Annotated in this window: 20 protein-coding genes and 1 pseudogene; 12 read left to right on the top strand and 9 right to left on the bottom strand. The window is 52.5% G+C overall.

The annotated features are described in order from the left end of the window. Positions 1-144: 144 nt before the first annotated feature. Positions 145-354: a chlorophyll a/b-binding protein gene (locus P3X23_RS03430; RefSeq protein WP_126987406.1), complete on the top strand. Its 210-nt coding sequence runs from the start codon at positions 145-147 to the stop codon at positions 352-354. A 360-nt stretch (positions 355-714) separates the two neighbouring features. Here the strand turns inward: P3X23_RS03430 and galE are convergent, their stop codons facing one another. Next, positions 715-1,740: a UDP-glucose 4-epimerase GalE gene (gene galE, locus P3X23_RS03425; RefSeq protein WP_300873172.1), complete on the bottom strand. Its 1,026-nt coding sequence runs from the start codon at positions 1,738-1,740 to the stop codon at positions 715-717. 44 nt (positions 1,741-1,784) lie between these two features. Between galE and prfC the strand changes: the two genes are divergently transcribed. Next, positions 1,785-3,410 carry a peptide chain release factor 3 gene (gene prfC, locus P3X23_RS03420; RefSeq protein ID WP_300873170.1) on the top strand — a complete coding sequence of 542 codons (1,626 nt, stop codon included), beginning with the start codon at positions 1,785-1,787 and terminating at the stop codon, positions 3,408-3,410. A gap of 7 nt (positions 3,411-3,417) precedes the next feature. After that, positions 3,418-4,026, top strand: coding sequence for a recombination mediator RecR (gene recR / locus P3X23_RS03415; RefSeq protein WP_300873168.1), 609 nt, complete (start codon positions 3,418-3,420; stop codon positions 4,024-4,026). A gap of 312 nt (positions 4,027-4,338) precedes the next feature. Here the strand turns inward: recR and P3X23_RS11920 are convergent. Continuing rightward, positions 4,339-4,731: pseudogene (locus P3X23_RS11920) on the bottom strand (response regulator); the annotation flags it as partial. A gap of 261 nt (positions 4,732-4,992) precedes the next feature. Here P3X23_RS11920 and thrS point away from each other — a divergent pair. The 4 genes from thrS (at position 4,993) to P3X23_RS03390 (ending at position 8,142) form a co-directional block, all read left to right on the top strand. After that, a complete protein-coding gene (gene thrS / locus P3X23_RS03405; protein ID WP_300873164.1) occupies positions 4,993-6,810 on the top strand; it encodes a threonine--tRNA ligase in 1,818 nt (605 codons plus the stop codon). Between the two features lie 37 nt (positions 6,811-6,847). Then, positions 6,848-7,189, top strand: a complete 342-nt coding sequence (locus P3X23_RS03400) for a hypothetical protein (RefSeq protein ID WP_300873162.1) — start codon at positions 6,848-6,850, stop codon at positions 7,187-7,189. 135 nt (positions 7,190-7,324) lie between these two features. Beyond that, positions 7,325-7,831, top strand: a complete 507-nt coding sequence (locus P3X23_RS03395; RefSeq protein WP_367186500.1) for a GNAT family N-acetyltransferase — start codon at positions 7,325-7,327, stop codon at positions 7,829-7,831. Positions 7,832-7,863: 32 nt separating this feature from the next. Further along, positions 7,864-8,142 carry a DUF5340 domain-containing protein gene (locus P3X23_RS03390; protein WP_300873158.1) on the top strand — a complete coding sequence of 93 codons (279 nt, stop codon included), beginning with the start codon at positions 7,864-7,866 and terminating at the stop codon, positions 8,140-8,142. Here the strand turns inward: P3X23_RS03390 and menA are convergent. Together menA and P3X23_RS03380 are read right to left on the bottom strand one after the other, a co-directional pair. Next, a complete protein-coding gene (menA, locus tag P3X23_RS03385; protein ID WP_300873157.1) occupies positions 8,130-9,026 on the bottom strand; it encodes a 2-carboxy-1,4-naphthoquinone phytyltransferase in 897 nt (298 codons plus the stop codon). The two genes, P3X23_RS03390 and menA, sit on opposite strands and share 13 nt — an antisense overlap. Positions 9,027-9,072: 46 nt before the next feature. Beyond that, entirely contained in the window at positions 9,073-9,462 is a 390-nt protein-coding gene (locus P3X23_RS03380) for a hypothetical protein (protein WP_300873155.1), read from the bottom strand. Positions 9,463-9,978: 516 nt separating this feature from the next. On the opposite strand from P3X23_RS03380, the gene P3X23_RS03375 reads away from it, so the two are divergent. From P3X23_RS03375 to P3X23_RS03355, 5 genes are all read left to right on the top strand, one after another. After that, a complete protein-coding gene (locus P3X23_RS03375) occupies positions 9,979-11,004 on the top strand; it encodes a hypothetical protein (protein WP_300873153.1) in 1,026 nt (341 codons plus the stop codon). A gap of 70 nt (positions 11,005-11,074) precedes the next feature. Further along, complete coding sequence (locus tag P3X23_RS03370; RefSeq protein ID WP_300873151.1) at positions 11,075-13,222, top strand: polyribonucleotide nucleotidyltransferase; 2,148 nt, start codon at positions 11,075-11,077, stop codon at positions 13,220-13,222. 12 nt (positions 13,223-13,234) lie between these two features. Then, on the top strand, positions 13,235-15,418 hold the full coding sequence (gene glyS, locus P3X23_RS03365) for a glycine--tRNA ligase subunit beta (RefSeq protein WP_300873149.1): 2,184 nt from the start codon (positions 13,235-13,237) through the stop codon (positions 15,416-15,418). A 144-nt stretch (positions 15,419-15,562) separates the two neighbouring features. Beyond that, entirely contained in the window at positions 15,563-16,471 is a 909-nt protein-coding gene (locus P3X23_RS03360; protein WP_300873147.1) for a hypothetical protein, read from the top strand. Between the two features lie 112 nt (positions 16,472-16,583). Next, on the top strand, positions 16,584-17,747 hold the full coding sequence (locus tag P3X23_RS03355; protein WP_300873145.1) for a GuaB3 family IMP dehydrogenase-related protein: 1,164 nt from the start codon (positions 16,584-16,586) through the stop codon (positions 17,745-17,747). Here P3X23_RS03355 and P3X23_RS03350 read toward each other — a convergent pair. Genes P3X23_RS03350 through P3X23_RS03330 form a run of 5 tightly spaced genes read right to left on the bottom strand, consistent with a single transcriptional unit; the run spans position 17,744 to position 21,015 of the window. Beyond that, positions 17,744-18,460 (bottom strand): C40 family peptidase, encoded by a 717-nt coding sequence (locus P3X23_RS03350; protein ID WP_300873143.1) that lies wholly within the window; start codon positions 18,458-18,460, stop codon positions 17,744-17,746. The genes P3X23_RS03355 and P3X23_RS03350 overlap by 4 nt on opposite strands. After that, the gene (purQ, locus tag P3X23_RS03345) at positions 18,453-19,175 is read right to left on the bottom strand and encodes a phosphoribosylformylglycinamidine synthase subunit PurQ (RefSeq protein ID WP_300873141.1); all 723 of its coding nucleotides are present in this window, start codon (positions 19,173-19,175) and stop codon (positions 18,453-18,455) included. The genes P3X23_RS03350 and purQ overlap by 8 nt, the downstream gene beginning before the upstream one ends. Next, the gene (locus tag P3X23_RS03340; protein WP_300873139.1) at positions 19,172-19,777 is read right to left on the bottom strand and encodes a hypothetical protein; all 606 of its coding nucleotides are present in this window, start codon (positions 19,775-19,777) and stop codon (positions 19,172-19,174) included. Before P3X23_RS03340 ends, purQ begins: the two co-directional genes overlap by 4 nt. A gap of 5 nt (positions 19,778-19,782) precedes the next feature. Then, positions 19,783-20,052: a phosphoribosylformylglycinamidine synthase subunit PurS gene (purS, locus tag P3X23_RS03335; RefSeq protein WP_300873137.1), complete on the bottom strand. Its 270-nt coding sequence runs from the start codon at positions 20,050-20,052 to the stop codon at positions 19,783-19,785. A 3-nt stretch (positions 20,053-20,055) separates the two neighbouring features. After that, positions 20,056-21,015 carry an SPFH domain-containing protein gene (locus P3X23_RS03330; RefSeq protein ID WP_300873135.1) on the bottom strand — a complete coding sequence of 320 codons (960 nt, stop codon included), beginning with the start codon at positions 21,013-21,015 and terminating at the stop codon, positions 20,056-20,058. Positions 21,016-21,730: the final 715 nt, after the last annotated feature.

Genomic DNA, 21,730 nt, shown 5'->3' with positions numbered 1-21,730 from the left:
TGTTCTAAAACATGCCTGTGGCCACTGAGGGCGACTGCTTCAGCCGTAAATCTTAAAAAAATCCATTAGCCCTTGCCATTCCCCCGTAGAAGTGTTAACTTATATTAAGAACATGAAACAGTTTGTAATAAATGGAGTACCAATATGAAAGGCGGTAGCATCATTGATGATCAAGGCAAGATGAATAACTTTGCCATCGAACCCAAAATGTACGTGATGAGTGAGCCACAAGCTGGGTTTACTCCCTATGCAGAACTTTTCAATGGTCGCTTGGCGATGATTGGGTTTATCTCCCTGTTGGCTTTGGAAGTAATCACGGGTCACGGTCTGATTGGCTTTTTGAATAGCCTCTAGGTCTTTACTGCGCTCTTAGGCATAGCCCTTGCACCGTGAGAGAGCACAAAATTCATGGAATGGGTCAGCCTGCCTTTCAAGGTGGGCTTTTTCCTTTTGGCATTCTTGAGTGAACTACCGCTTTTGTCATCTTTGATTCAATAGTGGTACTTCAAACGGATTACCTCATCGGAAATTTGCAATTTACTGTGGAGCCAGTCTTTGGTGTTGATTGCCCGTTGTTGAAGGTTCCTTTTATAGAGTCATAGAACCCTTTTGATTGGCTGCTGTTGGGCTAAAAACTTTGCCAGTGAAACAATAGAGCCTTTTGGGTTAGTGGTCTCAGAGGAGACATTTTAGCGACAGGGAGTTTTGTCTATACTACCGTAATGTTCCCAATCCGTGGCGGTGTTGGTGCCACCGCCAAGCGTGATGAATGATCTGCCCAATGTCGGGATACTGCGGTTGCCAACCCAAGATATGTCGGGCGCGATCGCTATTGGCAATGAGCATCGCTGGGTCTCCTGCTCGGCGATCGCTCTCAACAACTGGAATGGGGCAACCTGTTACTCTTTGAGCTGTTTCGATAATTTGCCGCACCGAAAAGCCCTGGCCATTGCCCAAGTTAAAGGTTTGCGATTCTCCGCCGCGGAATAGGTACTCTAACCCCAGCACGTGAGCTTGGGCAATATCTGCCACGTGAATATAATCCCGAATACAGGTACCATCGGGAGTAGGATAGTCTGTGCCGTAGATGCAGATGTGGGGGCGCTGTCTGCAGGCTGCCTGCAACACCAAGGGAATTAAGTGGGTTTCTGGATGATGATCTTCACCGAGGCGGGAAAGGGGGTCTGCACCCGCCGCATTAAAGTAGCGGAAAACCACTGACTTAAGATCATAGGCATTGCCTAAGTCGGTCAAGATTTGTTCCACCATCCACTTGGAACGACCGTAGGGGTTGATGGGGGCACAGGGACAGGTTTCCGGAATTGGTACCTCTGGGGGCAAGCCATAGACCGCAGCAGTGGAGGAAAAAACAAAATAGGGGATCCCTGCGGCCACCATGGCTTGAAGGAGCGTGAGGGCGCCACAGACGTTATTTTGATAAAAGCGATCGGGAGAGCGGATGGACTCGCCCACTTCGATATAGGCGGCAAAGTGCATAACTGCCTTAACGGGATAAGTTTGAAAAATTCGATCCAAAAGGGGGCGATCGCCCGTATTGCCAACAATAAGTTCTGTTTTTAGGACAGTGTCCACCAAGTCCCGATGCCCGCGCTCAAGGGTATCTAAAATCAGGACTTGAAAGCCGGCTTGCTGTAGTGCCAGAACAGTATGGCTGCCAATGTAGCCTGCTCCCCCGGTAACCAGAATTAGAGGTAAACTATTATCACTATTACTTGTCATCGAGTCTTATCTGTTACACTGGAAAAATCGTTAAAAATTCTGCTATGACCAGTGACTTGCACCATGAAATCACCCAAGAGGTGAAACGACGTCGTAATTTTGCCATTATCTCCCACCCGGATGCTGGGAAAACGACGCTCACAGAAAAGTTGCTGCTCTACGGTGGCGCCATTCACGAAGCGGGAGCCGTCAAAGCACGGCGGGCACAGCGGCAAGCCACCTCCGACTGGATGGCAATGGAACAACAGCGCGGGATTTCAATTACCTCGACCGTGTTGCAGTTTGAGTACCAAGGCTATCAGATTAACCTCTTGGATACCCCCGGTCACCAAGACTTTAGCGAAGATACCTACCGTACCTTGGCAGCCGCCGACAATGCAGTCATGCTGGTGGATGCAGCTAAAGGTCTAGAACCGCAAACCCGCAAGCTCTTTGAAGTTTGCCAACTGCGGGGGCTGCCAATTTTTACTTTCATCAACAAGCTGGATCGCCCAGGGCGCGAACCCCTTGAACTCATTGACGAAATTGAGCAGGAACTGGGACTGATTCCCTATCCAGTGAACTGGCCTTTGGGAATGGGCGATCGCTTTCGCGGTGTATATGATCGCCTGCGGCACAACTTTCACTTTTTTGAGCGCACGACCCACGGCAGCCGTGCTGCGGCTGAAACGGTCATTGCCCTTGGCGATCCTGCCATTGACCCCTATATTGAGCCGTATCGCTTGGAATACAACCAACTCAAAGATGAGCTGGAACTGCTCGATGGCGTGGGTGCCGAGCTGGATCTTGACCTTGTGCATCAGGGGAAAATGACCCCTGTGTTTTTTGGCAGTGCCATGACCAATTTTGGTGTGCGCCTGTTTCTGGAACACTTTTTAACCTATGCCTTGCCACCTGTGGCCTACAAGAGCGATCGCGGGCCAATTGATCCCACGCAAGAGCATTTCACGGGCTTTGTGTTTAAGCTTCAGGCCAATATGGATCCCAAGCATCGCGATCGCGTGGCCTTTGTCCGCGTCTGTAGCGGCAAATTTGAAAAGGATATGACTGTAAACCATGCCCGCACAGGCAAAACAATCCGCCTTTCCCGCCCCCAAAAACTCTTTGCCCAAGACCGCGAATCCCTTGAAACTGCCTATGCTGGCGATGTTATCGGCCTGAATAATCCGGGGATGTTTGCCATTGGCGACACCCTTTATGTGGGTCCGAAATTGGAGTATGAAGGCATTCCCTGCTTCTCCCCAGAACTCTTTGCCTATCTGCGCAACCCCAATCCCTCCAAGTTTAAGTCTTTCCAAAAAGGAGTCAATGAGCTGCGGGAAGAGGGTGCCGTGCAAATCATGTACTCCACTGATGAATCAAAACGCGAACCCATCCTAGCCGCAGTCGGCCAATTGCAATTTGAAGTGGTGCAGTTTCGCCTGTTGCATGAGTACGGCGTAGAAACTCGCCTTGACCCTCTCCCCTACACGGTTGCTCGCTGGGTCCTCGATGGCTGGGAAGCCCTGGCAGCCATTGGCCGCATCTTTAATGCGGTAACCGTCAAAGACAGTTGGGGACGGCCTGTGCTCCTCTTTAAGAACGAGTGGAATCTGCAACAGGCCATGGCGGATCATCCCAAGCTGCGCCTGAGCGCGATCGCCCCCCTTGCCGCTGCTGTCCCTGCCTAATGGTTCTATGAGTAGTGTCTATACCCGCCCCTTGGCTCGTCTCATTGAGCAGTTGCAACGCCTGCCGGGCATTGGTCCTAAAACGGCTCAGCGTCTTGCCCTCTACCTGATCAAACGCCCCGCAGCGGATATTCAAGCCCTAGCTCAAGCCCTACTGGAGGCAAAACAGCAGGTGGGACTTTGCTCGATTTGTTTCCACCTCTCTGTAGAGCCGGTGTGTGAGATCTGTGCTTCACCGCAGCGGGACAATCACACCCTCTGTGTGGTAGCCGATTCCCGTGACGTCATTGCCATTGAAAAAACCCGTGAGTACCACGGTAAGTACCATGTCCTTGGGGGATTGATTTCTCCCCTAGAGGGGATTACCCCGGAACATCTGCACATCCAGCCCTTGGTTCAACGTGCCAGTCAACCCCACGTCCAAGAGGTTATTTTAGCGATCAATCCCAGCATTGAAGGGGAAACCACAAGCCTGTATGTGGCGCAGCTTTTACGCCCCTTTGTTAAGGTGACTCGAATTGCTTTTGGCTTGCCGGTGGGCGGTGATCTTGACTATGCCGATGAAATGACGCTGGCTCGTGCCCTTGCCGGTCGGCGGGAAATCGAGTGGCAGTAGTTAGTGCCCCCCCTGTAGTCGTCGCAATGCCGTAACAATTTGGTGGATGGCTCGCTTGAGTTGCTCGACTTCGTGGTGTAACCGTTGGTTTTCAGTTTCCAAAGCAGCAAGGCGATGTTCGTCCACACCATTGCTTGTTGCTGCAGGTTGCTGTTGCAGTTGAGCAACCGTTGCTTGGAGTTGGGCAAAGGCAGTGGCATCCACAGCTTGGGTTTGCAACGTTTGGATTGCCTGTTCAAGGGCGGCCAGTTTGTCATAGATGGGGGTGAGATCTGCAGTGACCGGAGCAGCCACTTGCGCAGGCGCTGCCGCGTTGACGGGTCTGGGCTTACGGGCTTTGCGAAAGGCCTCTTGAATCGCTGCTTCGAGTTGTTCCCGTTCAAAGGGTTTCTCAATAAACTCGAACCACTCAAAGGGTTCTTGAAGCTTCTCGGTGACCTCTTCCTTGCGCCCGGACATAATGACAAGGGGAATAGCTCCGAGAAGATTACTTTTCTCTAACTCTTGATAGACTTCCCAGCCGCTCACCTTTGGCAGCAAAAAATCCAGCATGATCAGCGTTGGCTCGGACTCCTTGATCAGTTGCAAGCCTTCGCGCCCATCCTTGGCCTCAAGAATTTCATAGTCGCCCTCTGGCAACATGTCGCGCACGCGCATGCGGATTACTTTACTGTCATCGATGACAACGACTTTACGGCTCGTCACGGAAACACTCCATTTTTACCTATACAAGACTCTTATAGAAAGCGACTGCAAATAGAGGACGGAGGGGAATTGCGATGACCACCATGTGATTTCAACCTTAGCATAGCCGTGTCTTTTCAAATTGACCACTGGCGATCGCCCCTCGCCCTTCGACAAAGGAACCCCTAAAAAATTAGCTTCAAAGCCTCACCCTTAAAGGTGGCAGAATGTCACAATAGAACTCTAACCTTCATTAAAGATTTGTGAGATACATCACCCCCTATGCCAGAATCTGCTGCTGCCCCTATCCACCTCCCAAAAACCAGCGAGTCGGAGCGGCTCAAGCGCATTCGCCATACCACCTCCCATGTCTTGGCAATGGCGGTTCAAAAGCTTTTTCCCAAGGCACAGGTGACCATTGGCCCTTGGATTGAAAATGGGTTTTATTACGATTTTGACCATCCCGAACCTTTTACCGAAAAAGACCTTAAGCTCATTGAGAAGGAGATGGTCAAGATCATTAAGCGCAAGCTGCCGGTGATTCGTGAGGAAGTCAGCCGCGCAGAGGCCGAGCGGCGCATCCGCGAGCTAGGAGAACCCTATAAGCTGGAAATTCTCCAAGACCTCGAAGAGCCAATCACAATTTATCACCTTGGAGATGAATGGTGGGATCTCTGTGCAGGGCCTCACGTTGAAAATACCGCTGAAATTAACCCTAAGGCGATCGCCCTTGAAAGTGTTGCCGGTGCTTACTGGCGCGGCGATGAAACCAAACCCCAACTCCAGCGCATTTATGGTACTGCCTGGGAAACACCGGAACAATTGGCAGAATATCAGCGGCGCAAAGAAGAGGCGCTCCGCCGCGACCACCGCAAACTAGGCAAGCAACTGGGACTGTTTCTTTTTTCCGACTGCGTAGGGCCAGGCCTGCCCCTCTGGACGCCAAAGGGCACTATCTTGCGCTTTACCTTGGAGGAGTTTCTGCGCAAGGAGCAACTGAAGCGAGGGTATTTGCCGGTGGTCACTCCCCACATTGCCCGTGTTGATCTATTCAAAACATCGGGGCACTGGCAAAAGTACAAAGAAGATATGTTCCCCCTGATGGCCGAAGATGCCGAGGCGGCAGAACACGAGCAAGGATTTGTCCTCAAACCCATGAACTGCCCCTTCCACATTCAAATCTATAAAAGCGAATTGCGCTCCTACCGCGACTTACCCCTGCGATTGGCGGAGTTTGGGACAGTGTATCGCTATGAGCAGTCGGGAGAATTGGGGGGCTTAACGCGGGTACGTGGCTTTACAGTGGATGACTCCCATCTTTTTGTGGCGCCAGAGCAGTTGGAGGCGGAGTTCTTAAATGTTGTTGATCTTATTCTCTCTGTCTTTCGCTGTCTTCGTTTGAATAAATTTAAGGCACGGCTCAGCTTCCGCGATCCCAAGTCTGACAAGTACATTGGCTCTGATGAGGCATGGTCAAAGGCAGAATCCGCCATTCAGCGCGCTGCAGAACAACTGGGAATGAAGTACTTTATCGGCATTGGGGAAGCGGCGTTCTATGGCCCGAAGTTGGACTTTATCTTTGAGGATGCCCTAGGCCGCGAGTGGCAGTTGGGCACGGTTCAGGTGGACTACAATTTGCCTGAGCGCTTTGACTTGGAGTATGTTGCAGAAGATAATAGCCGCCGCCGTCCGGTGATGATCCACCGTGCCCCCTTTGGTTCTCTGGAGCGGCTCATTGGCATCCTCATTGAGGAGTATGCGGGAGATTTTCCCTTTTGGTTGGCGCCAGAGCAGGTGCGTCTGTTGCCGGTGGCGGAGGAGCAACGTGCCTACGCTCAAAAAGTGGCCGCTGAACTGCAAGCCCATGGTGTACGGGTCACTGTGGATGGCAGTGGCGATCGCCTTGGCAAACAGATTCGCAACGCCGAAACTCAGAAAATTCCGGTAATGGGCATTATGGGTGCCAAGGAAGTCGAAAGCGAAACTGTGAGTATCCGCACTCGGGCAGCGGGAGATGTCGGTGCGTTCCCCGTCAAGGAACTGATTGAAAAACTGGCCGCAGCCATGAATGCAATGGATACGGATATCCAGTGGCAATAGTTCATAACTGAACTACAACTTCAAAGCGGAAGGGAGGTTGACCCCGCCTGTATCCTTTGTCAAAGGCTTTTTGCAGTCCCTCCCTACCCCTTCAATGTCGATGAATGAGCAGCCCGCCAAGTCTATATTGCTTTGGGGCAGTTCATGGTCACGGCGGCTTTGCTGGGAATTGACAGCGGCGGGTTTCTTGCCCCAAGAATACGACCGTCTTTTCGATCTACCCGCCCAGGGTTATTATGCAGTTGTGCTCGGTGCAGCGGGCTATCCTGCAGCTGATGATCCCTATGCCACCCTACCCAAGGGATGCTGTCCCTTAGAGGTGGTTGTGGAAGTGTGCTCCCGTTTCCCCATTGACCCCGTTAGACATAGGCTAAGCTAGAAATAGCTCGGTACAAACGCTTGTATGTCTTTGCACCCCGATGATTCCATCGACCCCAATTTAGTCGATTTAGAAATTGCTCCCACCACCAAAGAAGAAGAGCGGGCTGAACCCATCAATATTATTATTCGCGAGATGGGCATTGATGACATTGCCCCTGTGTTTCACCTAGGCGAAGAACTCTTCACGAGTGATCTATATCCCTCACTCTATCGCATCTGGGATGAATGGGAGGTTATTGGTTTCTACAATACCGATCCAGAATACTGTCTTGTGGCCGAAGCCGACGCGCAAGTGGTAGGGTTTATTTTGGGCACAATTATTAGCAAGGCTCCTTGGGTCTATGGCTACATTAACTGGCTGGGGGTACATCCGCAGTATCAACGGCGGGGCATTGCCGACAGGCTTGTGGATAAGCTCATTGAACGCATGATTGAAGAGGGGGCGCGGTTTATGCTGGTGGACACTGACCCTGCCAATACCCCCGCAGTGAAGTTTTTTACCCGTAAGGGCTTTGGTAATCCCCGGCGGCATGTCTTTTTTTCGTTAAACTTAACCAAGCACGAAATCTATGGCCGATTGATTGCCTACGAGCGCGATCGCTCCGAGCGATTGACCTATCGGCGTCCCCGCCGCCGTTAAAACACTTAGATAGTTGTAGTTGTTCCTTGGAGGTGTCTCCCCCAGTGGCTCTTTCCCCTGCCCCCTCAGGTGAGGTTTCTCTTCCTGCCCACATTCATTACGAGCTAGCGCTGCAAATTTTGGAACAGGCTTCCTTGCCCGCTCTGCCTGCCAACTCCAATGCTTATCGGCAGCTCCATAGTGCTGTGATTCATCTGCGCAAAGCCCTACGATTGCAAAAGCAGTTTGAGGAAGAATGGCAATTGAGTGGCGGCAGGGTCGAGTACCAGTGGTCGCTGAATCGCGATCGCCCCCGGTCTCAAACCAAATAGCCCAGTCCCAAGAGCAAACCACTCCAAAAATGCAGTTGCACGGCAATAAACTTTGAATTCTTGATCTGCTCAGGTACGCCATGAAATTGCGCCATCCGCTGGCACAGATAAATCGCCCAAGGCAGCGAACTTAAAGCTAGCAACGTTGGCCACGGCAGGATTCGCGATGCCACGCTGACCACCAAAACACCGTAAAAAAGACCACAGGCACCATAGACTAGTTGGGCACTGCGAGCCGTCCCTAGGCGCACGACGGGGGAATATTTGCCGGCGGCTAGATCATCAGCCACTTGGTGAAAGTGGGAGCAAAAAAGAATCAGCGTTGTGGTCAGACCATTGAGGATAGCCACCGGCCAAATACTGGGGCTAAAGGTTTGCACTTGGCTATAGTAGGCAGCAGCGATCGCCAAAGGGCCAAAGCAGAAAAAACAAATCGGCTCCCCCAAGCCCAAATAGCCCAAGCGAAAGGGCGGGCCTTGGTAGCTATAGCCGAGGACGCAGCAGAGCAATACCAACCCTAAAACCGTTGCATCCTGCTGTAGCCAACTAATGGCCACAATCCCCAGTAGTCCCAAGAGTAAACAGAGATTGCTCAGCCAAAAGATGAGTTGTTTTTTGCCCGTGAGATTGACCACGGAATGGTACTTGTGGCGATCAATGCCGGTCTCGGCATCAAACACATCATTACTCAAATTCAACCAGACCAAGATCAACACGGCCGCTGTGAGAAACAGACTAAAAGGCCACCAGTACACCCTTCCCGTCTCGGCGATCGCCACCGCCGTGCCCAGCCAAATGGGCATAACAGCCACGCTGTACATGGGAAGCTTAATTGCCGCCCACCACAAACGGAAGCGATCCATAGATTCTGACGGACAAACCATCCCTTTAACTGCGAATCACATTGTTTAAGTTACCTTCGTCAGCATATCATTCCTGCTTCTGCCCATCGATCGCTTGTTTCGCTGCCCAAATGGCTTGCCGCAATGCTGGATTATTGAGCTTATAGCTATAAATGCCCAACTCCCGCGCTAAGGCCACCAATTGGGAACGAGTCAGCCGCTCCAGCTCCGCGATCGTCAGTGTTTCAATAGTGGGTTGAGGAGGGCGCAGTTGGCGTTCAAGAGCCGCCACTTGCTCTTCTAGGGCACGCAGTCGCTGCAAAACCGTGGGACAGGCAATCTCCATCGGCTGAAGAGATTGTTGTAAAATTTTACGAATTGCCTCACTAAGGGAACCATATCCCTGCTGCACTTGCCAGCGTTGCAGTTGGCCATAGAGTTCAGCATCTAAACGCAGTGTGATCTTTTTGTGGCGCATGCCTGAAATTGTGACATACTCCCGACCCTCATGCTTTGTATAGAGGGCGAGCTTTTCCAGTCTTTTGACCTGCGTATTTTATAGTGAGCCGATGTCCTAGGCCCACTTTTTTGACCACAAAATATCGTTGCAAAGTGTTCAGTCCACATCCTGTTTTGGCGCTGCCCAAGTTCATTGACAACCTGAAGTCTGTCCCTAATTGTAGGCTGTGGGTGAATAAGTTCTATGGGAAGTCGGTGCTTTGGGAGGAGTCCTACTTCATCGCCAATGGTGGAGCGGTGGAAGCGTTATATTGAGCAGCAAGAGCGCAAGGCTTCCCGCCGATTAGCTAAAAAAAACCGACAAACTTACTCAGTCTGTCGGCTCGTTGTGTGTTCCCTGTTGATGACTCGGATAGTACTGAGTCACTGTCTAGTATTACCTATCCCCCGATAGAATGACTGTGACGATGATCACAACTTAGCCGCCTTTTATTCTGTTTTGCCAGCGTCTCTCACTAGAATTCCTCAATTCCCTATGACCTCTACCCTAGACGGTACGATTCTTTTGCCGCAGAAATCCCTCGGTGCTCCTCTGCGACGGCGTTTACTCCATGTGAATGGGATAGGTAGCGATGTTGCCAAGCAACTGCGGGATTTGAACCGCCTTGCTGAACTTACAGCGACGCACCCTTTAGAAATTCGCGGCATTCACAATCAGACCCACGGCTTCCAAGCGGATCTCTGGGAAAGTTTCCTCGGCAAGGCAGAACTTTATCGTTTTTGGCCGCAAACGCCAGCCCCAGACCCCAGCAAAGATCGCCGCTATGAATATGCCAAACTCCTCAGCCAACTAGTGAGCAAAGATCTTGCCGATGATGCGGATATTCTGGCGATCGCTCAGCCTAGCCCACTGCAACAGCGTCCCCTTGATATCAACAGTGCCGCTGACTTAACAAAACTCCTTGACCTATCGTTCCTACAAAAATTGGGCTGGGGAGATTTTGCCCAGTATCTTTACGGTGCCTTTCCAGCCGGCGCACCGCGCCCAACCTTACGGTTAGCCTATGAAATTGTCAAGGGATTACAAGCGGGGGCTGAATTGTATCTTGTTGCCCATAGCCAAGGGTTGATTATCACGGCTCTGGCCTGTCACATTGTCCGCCAATTGCTGCTGCCGCAAACGAAATGGATGGAGACTGTTCATCTCATTGGCTATGGACCGGCCATTTTCTTTGCTGATTTACCGCCAGAGCTACAGCCGCAAACCATCTTAATTCAACACCGTCAAGACGTGGTGGCCGAAACCCTAAGCAATCTCCGCAATGTGGATTTGTGGACTAACTTGCAAGCCCAGATGGAAAAAGCCATTCACTACGCCGATGATCTGCTGAAAGTTCTCGGTCAAGATAGCCACCACTCTGCCAGTTTCTATTTGGGACTACAGGACAGCCCCAGCAGCCGGCGATCGGCAGAATTAATCCAAATTTTATTAACACAAAGTTGGACGGTTACCCCTAGCCTTGGCGTCCTTAGAGGCACGCGGCTGATCCTTGAACTTTAGCGGATGAGTGGCAGAAGCGGCTATCCTAGTAAAGAGAAAGAAATACAAAGAAGGACGAAATAGAACGCAGATGAAGGGTCTAGAAAAAATTATCCCCCTAGATGGACGGGATATTAAAGTAGTATTGCAAAAATTTGCCCCCCAAGCCGCCGGTTCCCTTCTCATTAGTTCGGGGGAAACGGCTGTACTGGTGACAGCAAATCGTGCCGCCCCACGGGAAGGCATTGATTTTTTACCCCTTGTAGTGGATTACGAAGAGCGTCTCTATGCTGCTGGGCGGATTCCAGGGGGTTTTTTACGGCGTGAGGGCCGCCCTCCAGAAAAAGCCATTCTCATTGGTCGCCTCATTGATCGACCGCTGCGCCCCCTTTTTCCCCAATGGCTGCGGGATGATCTCCAAGTGGTTGCTACTACGGTTTCCTTGGATGAAAATGTTCCCCCCGATGTATTGGCGGTAACAGGAGCTTCGATCGCCGTTCTTTTGGCACAAATTCCCTTTAATGGTCCGATGGCGGCGGTGCGGGTTGGACTCGTGGGGGATGAGTTTGTTATCAACCCGACGTACAAAGAAATTGAGCGCGGTGGCTTAGATCTGGTCGTGGCCGGATCTCCCGATGGCGTGGTGATGGTGGAGGCCGGCGCCAATGAACTGCCAGAAGCTGACATGATTGAAGCCATTGACTTTGGCTATGAAGTGATCCAAGACTTGATTCAAGCGCAGCGAGATCTTCTGCAGGATCTGGGGATTGATATTGTCAAAGCTGAGCCACCCGCGATCGACCCGACATTGGAAAACTTCATCTACAATTGCGCTGTTGAACCGGTCAAAGCTATTCTCAAACGCTTTGAAAAGGACAAAAATGTCCGCGATGCTGCCCTCGATGAGGTGCAAGGGGCGATCGCCCAGGAAATTGCTGCTCTTCCAGAGGATCACCCCGTGGCGGTGGCTGCCACTGCAAATCCAAAAGCCCTGCCCACCCTCTTTAAGGCCGTCACCAAAAAACTCATGCGGCAGCAGATTATTGAAGAAGGGGTGCGAATTGATGGCCGGCGCCTAGATGAGGTGCGTCCAATTTGGTGTGAAGTGGGCGTTCTCCCAGAGCGAGTTCACGGCAGTGCCCTCTTCAATCGCGGTTTGACCCAAGTGATGTCCGTCACCACCCTAGGTTCTCCTGCCGATGCTCAAGCTCTCGATGATCTACATCCTGAGGACAGCAAGCGTTATCTGCACCACTACAACTTTCCCCCCTACTCCGTAGGTGAAGTCAAGCCCCTGCGATCGCCGGGGCGACGCGAAATTGGTCATGGTGCTCTGGCGGAGCGCGCCCTTGAACCAGTTCTTCCACCCAAGGAGGAATTTCCCTACGTGATCCGCGTAGTATCGGAGGTGCTGTCTTCCGATGGTTCTACGTCCATGGGATCCGTTTGTGGTTCCACCCTCTCTTTGATGGACGCGGGGGTACCGATCCGCAAACCCGTCAGTGGTGCGGCCATGGGACTGATCAAGGAAGGCAATGAGGTGCGCATCCTCACCGATATTCAGGGAATTGAAGACTTCCTTGGCGATATGGACTTCAAAGTGGCCGGTACCGATAGCGGCATCACCGCCCTGCAAATGGATATGAAAATCACCGGCTTGCCCATTGCCGTGATCAAGCAAGCAATTGAGCAGGCGCGTCCGGCACGGCTCCATATCCTTGAGAAAATGTTGGCGGTGCTTGACAAACCGCGCCCACAACTGCCACCGAGTGCGCCACGGCTGCTGACTTTGCAAATTTCCCCGGATATGATCGGCCTTGTGATTGGGCCGGGGGGTAAAACTGTGCGTGGTATCTCCGAGCAATACAATGTCAAGGTGGACATCAGTGAAGAGGGTCTGGTCACCATTACTGCCCCCAACGAAACCAACGCTAAGCAAGCCCGCGCTGCCATTGAGGGTTTAACACGAAAGCTCAACGCCGGTGATGTCTATCTAGGCAGGGTAACGCGGATTATTCCCATTGGTGCTTTTGTCGAGTTTCTCCCCGGCAAAGAAGGGATGATCCATATTTCCCAGTTGGCGGAATATCGCGTTGGCAAAGTCGAAGATGAAGTGAAAATTGGCGATGAAATTGTCGTCAAAATTCGTGAGGTGGACAGCAAAGGCCGCATTAACCTCACCCGCCTTGGTATTCATCCCGACGAAGCCGAAGCCGCCCGCAGTAGCTCCCTTTTCTAGCCCATTGTCACCATGCCCCAGTCATCACCGCATACGTTCCTCTTGGAGGTGGGCACCGAGGATCTCCCCGCCCGCTTTGTCAGTAGTGCGCTGCGCCAGTGGTACACCTTGATTCCGCAAACCCTGAAGGAACAGGGACTCACAGGAACCGTCAACGTTTGGGCGACCCCGCGCCGCTTGGCGGTGCTGATTGAGGGGTTGCCTCCCCAACAGCCGGATCAAGCCATTGAGATCAAAGGACCAGCAGCCACTGCGGCCTTTCGCGAGGGGGAACCAACGCCTGCTCTTCTGGGTTTCCTGCGATCGCGCCAAGGCCGCCTCGAAGATATCGAAATCCGCGCCACCGAAAAGGGGGAGGTGGTCTATCTCAAGCAGGTTCGCCCTGGTCAACCCACCCCCCAACTCTTGACTGAGTTGGCGCAGCAGTGGATTGCTGCCCTTGAGGGTGCTCGCTTCATGCGCTGGGGGGATGGGGATTTGCGCTTTTCCCGTCCCATTCGTTGGCTGGTGCTACTGTGGGATGAGCAGGTGCTGCCCTTGGTTTTGGAGAGCCATTCTGTGCGCATTGCCAGCGATCGCACCACCTATGGCCATCGCGTACTTTCCCAGGGGACTATTGCCCTCAACCTTGCCCAAGAGTATGAATCTATCCTGAAAACGGCGGGGGTTTTGGTGAATCCAGAAGTCCGCCAGCAACGGATTCGCGAGCAAATTGCCGCCCTTGCCCAGGAGGCGGGGGGATGGGTGGATTTGGCGGTACCCCTTTTGGAGGAAGTGACCCACTTAGTGGAATGGCCGACGGCTCTCTTGGGAAATTTTGAATCGCGATTTCTGGCTTTGCCCCTTGAGGTAATTACCACCGTCTTGGTGTCCCATCAGCGGTATTTTCCCGTGTACACCGATGCGACGCGCCAAGCCCTGCTGCCGCTTTTCATCACGATTAGTAATGGCGACCCAGCGGCAACTCCTTTGATTCGTGCCGGCAATGAACGGGTAATTCGTGCCCGCCTAGCGGACGCGGAGTTCTTCTACAGGGCGGATACGGCACAGCCCCTAGAGCACTATCGGGCAAAACTGGCCACTGTTACATTCCAAGATGAACTGGGGTCTATGGCGGACAAGGTGGAGCGGATAACCGCCCTGGCAAGGCAAATGGCAACGGCATTAAATTGCCCTGCTGAAGAAGTGGCACTGATTGAGCGCACGGCTTCTCTGTGCAAGGCTGACCTTGTGACCCAAATGGTGGGGGAATTTCCTGAGCTGCAGGGCTACATGGGGCAGGTCTATGCCACAGTTGGCGGCGAAGCCCCGGCAGTGGCCACGGGAATTTTTGAACATTATCTGCCTCGTTTTGCTGGCGATCGCCCCCCCCAAACTCTTACGGGTCAGGTGGTGGGGTTAGCCGATCGCTTGGATACTTTAGTTTGCCTCTTTGGCATTGGCCTGTGTCCTACGGGTTCGTCAGATCCCTTTGCTCTACGGCGAGCTGCCAATGCGGTGATCACAATCCTCTGGCAGGGAGAACATCACCTAAATCTCTTGGCTTTCCTTCATGAATTGGCCCAAACCTTTTGTCGCCAGTTTACCGCCAAGCTCAGTGCCACTGATTTAGAGCAGCAACTGCGGCAATTTTTTAGTCAACGGCTGCGAACCTTGCTCCAAGAAGATCTTGGCATTGAGTATGACCTAGTGAATGCAGTCATTCCAGAGGATCAGCCGGAGTTGCAGACTCGTGCCCTCAAGGATGTGGTTGATGCCCGCGATCGCGCCCAATTTCTGCAAAAATTGCGCCAATCTGGTGAACTCATGGCCATTTACCCCACTGTCAACCGGGCGGCTCGTTTGGCACGTCAAGGCACCCTAGGCACGGATAGTCTGAATATTCGTGCAGTCAAGGCCAAGCACCTGGAAGCCCCCATTGAAAAGGAATTCTATGCTGCCCTTAAAAACCTCTTGCCCACAGTGCAACAAGCCCAAGCCCGGCGTGCCTATGGGGAAATTGTAGCGGCTTTAACCACCCTTGCCCCCATTGTCAGTCGCTTCTTTGATGGGGAAGAAAGTGTTCTTGTGATGGCAGAGGATGCGACCCTGCGAGCCAATCGTTTAGCGCTCCTTGGTTTGTTGCGCAACTGTGCGGCAATTATTGGCGATTTTGGGGCGATCGTGCAAACAGAAAGTGTTGCATCAAGCCCATAACTCTCACCACCTTTGCAATGTGTAAAAGTGTTGCTTAGCTCACAGCAGCAACGCATAATTGAGAGTACCCCAATTGAGAATTGCCGTGGCCTGTTCATCTGAGCAGTCGCTCAATTGGCATTTAGACTGTTTGCGAGAATTGTCATGACTGCTGAACCCCCAGCCAAGCGCCCCCGCGTCAAGAAGTCCCCAGCGACTCCGCCAACGCCTTCCTCTGAATTAGCAACGCCCCCCAAGTCTCGCCCAGAAATTCTCGGTGTGGCCGCAGCGGATAGCCCAACCCCAAAACCGGACGTTGCCTCTGAAGAATCTGTTCCTCAGCAGGCAAAGGTTCTATCCCATCCCCAACCGATCCCACCCCCCAGTGAACGAATGCAATATCGGGCGATCGGGGTTGTACGAGGTCGCTATGTGCCCACCTCGGAGGCGGAGTTCAACCGAGGAGTGATGATTACTGAGGAGGGGACGGAAATTGAAACCGTCCTCTTGGGGCAGGTGATGAACCTGATCAAAAAATATCTCGACCTTAAGGAACCTCACCTCTGGGTAGTCTATCCCCGCACCCGTGACGTTGACAAAAAAGAGGTGAAACTCCACCTACAAATTGTTGGCGTATGGGAACCGCAGCGTCTGCAACAGGCCAATACCACAGCAGTAGATCCGGGGGTTAATGACGGTTATTTTTCTATACGGGGCGAAGTGATCTTCAACTCCCAAGAGAAAAACTTTGTGGTCGTGAAAATTCAACAGTTGCCGCGGCGGCGGGGTGAAAAACCTAAAGCTTTCAAACTCAAACTGACAGGAACAGTACCTATGAAGTCGCCGGGGTACTTTTGGGACTTTCAGGTGCAGCGACAGGGGACAAATTTAGTCGTCCAAGAGGCAACGACGGTCGGTATTCTGCCACCCCGTAAGCTCAAAAAGTCCAAAAAAAAAGCCAAGGCACGGCCAGCCCGTCCCCACCGCCCGCAGCGTTCCGGTTCATCGCCAACATCGCCGCGTCCGGCCTCCTTGCGCCCTGCACGGCGATCGCCCAACCCACCCTTGAACTAGCACCAAGGCATGGCTTGTCGAGGTGCTGTAAATTTTTGTAAATTTGTTCCACTGCCTACAACAACTTAGACACCCTACTTGATGATTTAGCCCACCTACTGCGAGGAACACCATGACCATTCAACTCGGGGGACATCGCACCGCCCGTCGCGCCTACGGTATTGATGAAATTGCCCTTGTCCCCGGCAACCGTACCCTAGATCCCCAACTGGCGGATACCCGCTGGCGCATTGCCCATATCGAACGGGAAATTCCAATTATTGCCAGTGCTATGGATGGGGTTGTGGATGTAACAATGGCTGTCAAGCTCAGCCAACTGGGTGCCCTGGGTGTCCTCAACCTGGAGGGGATTCAAACCCGTTACGAGGATCCTGACCCTATCCTAGAGCGCATTGCCAGTGTCAGTGTGGATGAATTTGTACCCCTGATGCAGCAGTTGTATGCACAGCCAATTCAGCCCCACCTCATTGAAAAACGCATTCAAGAAATCAAATCCCAAGGGGGAATTGCCGCCGTCAGTCTAACGCCAGCAGGGGCGAGTCGTTTTGGTGATGTTGTTGCAGCAGCGGGGGCAGATTTGCTCTTTGTGCAAGCCACCGTTGTCTCACCAGCTCACCTTGCCCCTGAGGGCACAGAACCCCTCGACTTGGCAGCCTTTTGTGAACGGATGCCGATGCCGGTGGTTTTAGGGAACTGCGTCACCTATGAGGTAGCCCTCAGTCTGATGCACTGCGGAGCCGCAGCAATTCTTGTGGGCATTGGTCCAGGAGCCGCTTGTACCTCCCGTGGAGTGCTGGGGGTGGGGGTGCCTCAAGTCACAGCGATCGCCGACTGTGCTGCGGCACGGGACGCCTACTTTGAAGAAACACAGCGCTATGTACCTGTAATTGCCGATGGCGGCCTCGTCACCGGGGGGGATCTCTGCAAATGTATTGCCTGTGGCGCCGATGCAGTGATGATGGGTTCTCCCTTTGCCCGTGCCCAAGAGGCTCCCGGCCGCGGCTACCACTGGGGCATGGCTACTCCTAGTCCGGTGCTGCCTCGGGGGACGCGCATCCATGTGGGCACCACTGGTACCCTTGAACAGATTCTGCGCGGACCGGCTCAGTTGGACGATGGCACCCACAACTTTTTGGGGGCACTGCAAACCAGCATGGGCACTCTGGGCGCTAAGGATCTGCGGGAAATGCAGCAGGTGGAGATTGTTATTGCTCCCTCCCTACTCACAGAAGGCAAGGTCTATCAAAAAGCGCAAAAACTGGGAATGGGGCGCTAGCCCAAGGGAATGTAGCTATACTCAATGCGGCCACCACCGCGAAACTGCTGCCGATAGGCAATACTCACGAGATCCTCGCTGGGGTAAAGGGTATCAATGCCGATACCATTGCGGCCATATTCTTTGCCAGAGCTGTGAATGTACTGTCCCTCCCCCAAATAAAGGCCTACGTGGGTTGCCCTCTCACGTGTGCCAAAAAAGACCAAATCCCCCCGCCGAAGCCGAGGTAGGGTTGCCTCAATGGAGCCAGCGCCGAGGGGTGTGGCAAAGGCCTCCTGCTGATAGGCATCCCGCGGCAGCCAAATGCCTTGACTGGCAAAACTGGCCTGTATTAAGCCAGAGCAGTCGTAGTTGGGGGATACAGTTCCTCCCCAAAGATACTCATGGGGAATTTGCTGTGCCGCAATGCAAAAGGCAATAACGTCTTCAAGGACAGCTTCAATATAGGCGCGATCGCGGGCAATGGGCTGATAGGGTTGAGGGGCGGGTATTAGATGGCGGTAATCCCTTGGATCTAACCAACCCCCGTATTCATCCTCTGCAAGTTTTACGTAGGTACGTTCGCTACCCAAAGGAGGTGCCCAAAGAAACCGCCCTGCTGCGCCTTGGCTGGCCAGGCGATCGCCTGTGGGTGCATCGTAGAGATTCACGGTTGCCGTGAGTTGATAAAGCTGCATGACCGCCCAATGGTTCAGGGAACAATCACTAGCCAACGGCTGCATTCAAAAGGGACTTAAACAACTGCAACCCATCTAAAGTGTGGTCACTGGGGGAGTGGCTCAAGGCAGGGTCAGCGGCACGCTCAGGGTGGGGCATCATTCCCAAGACATTGCCGGCAGGATTACAAATACCCGCGATGTTGTTGAGTGACCCATTGGGATTACTGTCAGGGGTGACATTCCCTTGGGCGTCGGCATAGCGAAAGAGGATTTGGCGGTTGGCTTCCAATTCTGCAAGGGTGGCAACATCGGCATAGTAGCAGCCTTCACCGTGGGCAATGGGCAAACGGATTACTGTTTTATCGCCATAGGCCTGTAGCCAGGGACGTTCCTTGGCTTCTAAGCGCAAATACACGCGATCGCAAATAAAGTGCAAGTGCTGGTTGCGCACCAGGGCGCCGGGTAGGAGTTTTGCCTCGGTAAGAATTTGAAACCCATTGCAAATACCTAGCACCCATTTGCCAGCGGCAGCATGGTCTTTAACAGCAGCCATAATTGGCGAGAAACGGGCGATCGCCCCACAGCGCAAATAATCGCCAAAACTAAACCCCCCTGGCAGCACAATCAGGTCATAGTCGCTCAGATTGGTTTCTTCGTGCCATAGGAGTTGCGTCGGCCACCGCAGAATTTCACTGGTGACATAGGCCACATCGCGATCGCAATTCGATCCGGGAAAAACCACAATCCCTACATTTAGGGTACGACTCACAGCAGTTCATCCATCACGTCAGTAATCGGCTTTAACTTGGCGGGGGCATGGAGCAGCTCAATATCCCGTAACCAGATCACACCGCGTCCCATAAATTCCACCCCAATTTTAATCAAGCCGGGGGTCCGAGGTTCCGTTTTAAGGTGAAAAGGCACTTCGCACAGGTGCCAGTCGCGATCGCCCACAAAGGAAACAGTGCGGGAAAATGTCCAACCAAAGGGTTGACTGCGGCTGAGAAACAATTGCCCACCCTGGGGCAATGCTCCCGTTTTCACCAACGCACGACACAGGAGCAGTTGATCTCCCTTTTGAGCAGAGGGCACTTCTAGCAAAAGATGGGCTTCCGGTAGTTCAAAAAGAGGAATTGTCTGCGGCCAGTGGGACTCTAGACACCAAGCAGTACCTTCGACCCTGAAGCCAGAACCCGCGATTGGTTGATCCACACCTGCCCGAAAGAGGGCAACCCGTTGGAAGGGGGCTGCGGGTTCCGGCACCTGAAGCAAGGGGGCAAGGGTATCCGCTAAGGACTTGAATCCCGACTCAATGCCGGCTTTGATGCCTGCCTCGATACTGGCTAATAAATCATCCCACCAGTTAAACATTGTGCCTATCCTGCGGCGGCTGCCAGCTCCTGCACCTCAATGCGAAACGTTTCAATCACCGGATTAGCCAACAGCTGATCGGCAATCTGGGTCAATTGAGCCTCGGCCGTGGCGCGATCGCGGGCTTCTAGGTTGAGTTCCACTACTTTGCCAATGCGCACCGATTGCACATTTGTATAACCCAGATGATGAATCCCCGCCTGTACCGCTACCCCTGCAGGGTCTAACACCGATGGGCGTAGTGTAACAAAAACCCGTGCCTGAAATTGTGCCATGGACTATACCTCGCGGGACGGCTGCTCGATTAGGGATTTCACACCCTCAATCGTTGCCGGAATACTACTGGGATCTATAAATAGTACTTTACTGCTGTTACTGTGGCCAATGGTGCGCCCCATATCCAAGTACCCTTGAGCAAGGAGAAACTGGAGCGCCTCCTTTGCCTGGGGATCCTCTCGCAGTGCTGCCGCAATAATTTTCATTGCTTCTGCTGTTCCTTGAGCACGCAAAATCTGATCTTGGCGCTCCGCTTGGGCGCGCAACACCACCACTTTTTGTTGAGCTTCCGCTGCCAGAATGGCTGCTTTTTGTTCGGCCTCAGCGGTTAAAACTTGGGCTTCTGCTTTACCGCGGGCAGAGTTGATGGCAGCTTCGCGCTCCCCTTCCGAGGTGAGAATCGCAGCGCGTCTTTTCCGCTCAGCAGACATTTGCAATTCCATTGAGTCTTTTACAGCTTGGGAAGGGGCAATATCCCGCAGTTCCACGCGGGTAACTTTCACCCCCCATGGATCCGTGGCAATATCTAAATCGCGCAGGAGGTTCTCATTGATTTGAGTGCGGGCGGTAAATGTTTCATCCAGTTCGAGCTTGCCTATCTCCGCGCGAATTTGCGTTTGCACCAAGTTAGTCATTGCCATGGTCAAGTTTTCCACCTTGTAGTAGGCGCGCTCCATGTCAATAATCCGCCAATAGACGACAGCATCCACCGTAATCGTCACATTGTCGCGGGTAATACACTGCTGCGGCGGGATGTCTAGGACTTTTTCGCGGATCGTTTCCTCGAAAACAACTCGCTCTATAAGAGGCAAGGTCAAGTTTAGCCCTGGCTCCAAGCGACGATGGTAGCTTCCCAAGCGCTCCACCAGTGCCATCTTGCCTTGGTTAACAATGCGTACACTATTAGCAAATCCCCAGCCACCAAACCCCAGCAGAAAGAGCAGAGCAAAGAGTTCGTTCATTGTCGTTGTTCCCAACCCTGTTCACTACTACTCTAATGGCTCACGGCCTTAGTGTTATGGGCAGCAGGGGCTAATTTGTCAACGACCGCACCCACAAGGGGAGGCAGCCTGCCTCTAGAGCCAGAAGTGTTGAATCCTGTAACAAAGCTTTATATACCCTGTAACAAAGCTTTATATACTAAGCCACAGGTAGCTCTGGCTGCCAATCAAGTCTCCAATAAACTAAAAGAAAGCATTTGTCGTCCACATCAAAAACCATATGGGAACGAAAGTAAATCACGATCAATATCAAGTTGTTCATTTTTAGGCCACTGATAGCAAGACAGAGTTTTGGATAGTGACAAATCTCTAGAATCTCACGGATAAAGAAGTTGCTGAACGGTGGGCAATTGAGAATTTATAGAAACTTCTGAAAATGCACTTATTGTTAGAGCAGTTGATGACAAAGAGTTTGAGCAGGATAGTCACTATACATAGTATTGATGGAGTAATCAATTTTGGAGCTACTTGACATACCACAATACTTTGGGATAAAGCTATTAAATAAGCTGCGATATTTACAACGAGCACTCAGGCGGCGATGTCCAAGAGTCATGTCCAAGAGTCTATTACAGCATTGATTCGCAGCCAGAGCTACTTATGGCCTAGAATATTAACACTTTTGGTTAACTATATGTTCCCAAAACGAAACGCACTCCTAGAACCAAGGCAACTG

The sequence above is a fragment of the Thermosynechococcus sp. Uc genome, from assembly GCF_029335995.1.
Lineage (GTDB): Bacteria > Cyanobacteriota > Cyanobacteriia > Thermosynechococcales > Thermosynechococcaceae > Thermosynechococcus.
Note: the sequence above shows the minus strand (reverse complement) of the source record. Positions and strands in the feature narration are given on the sequence as shown.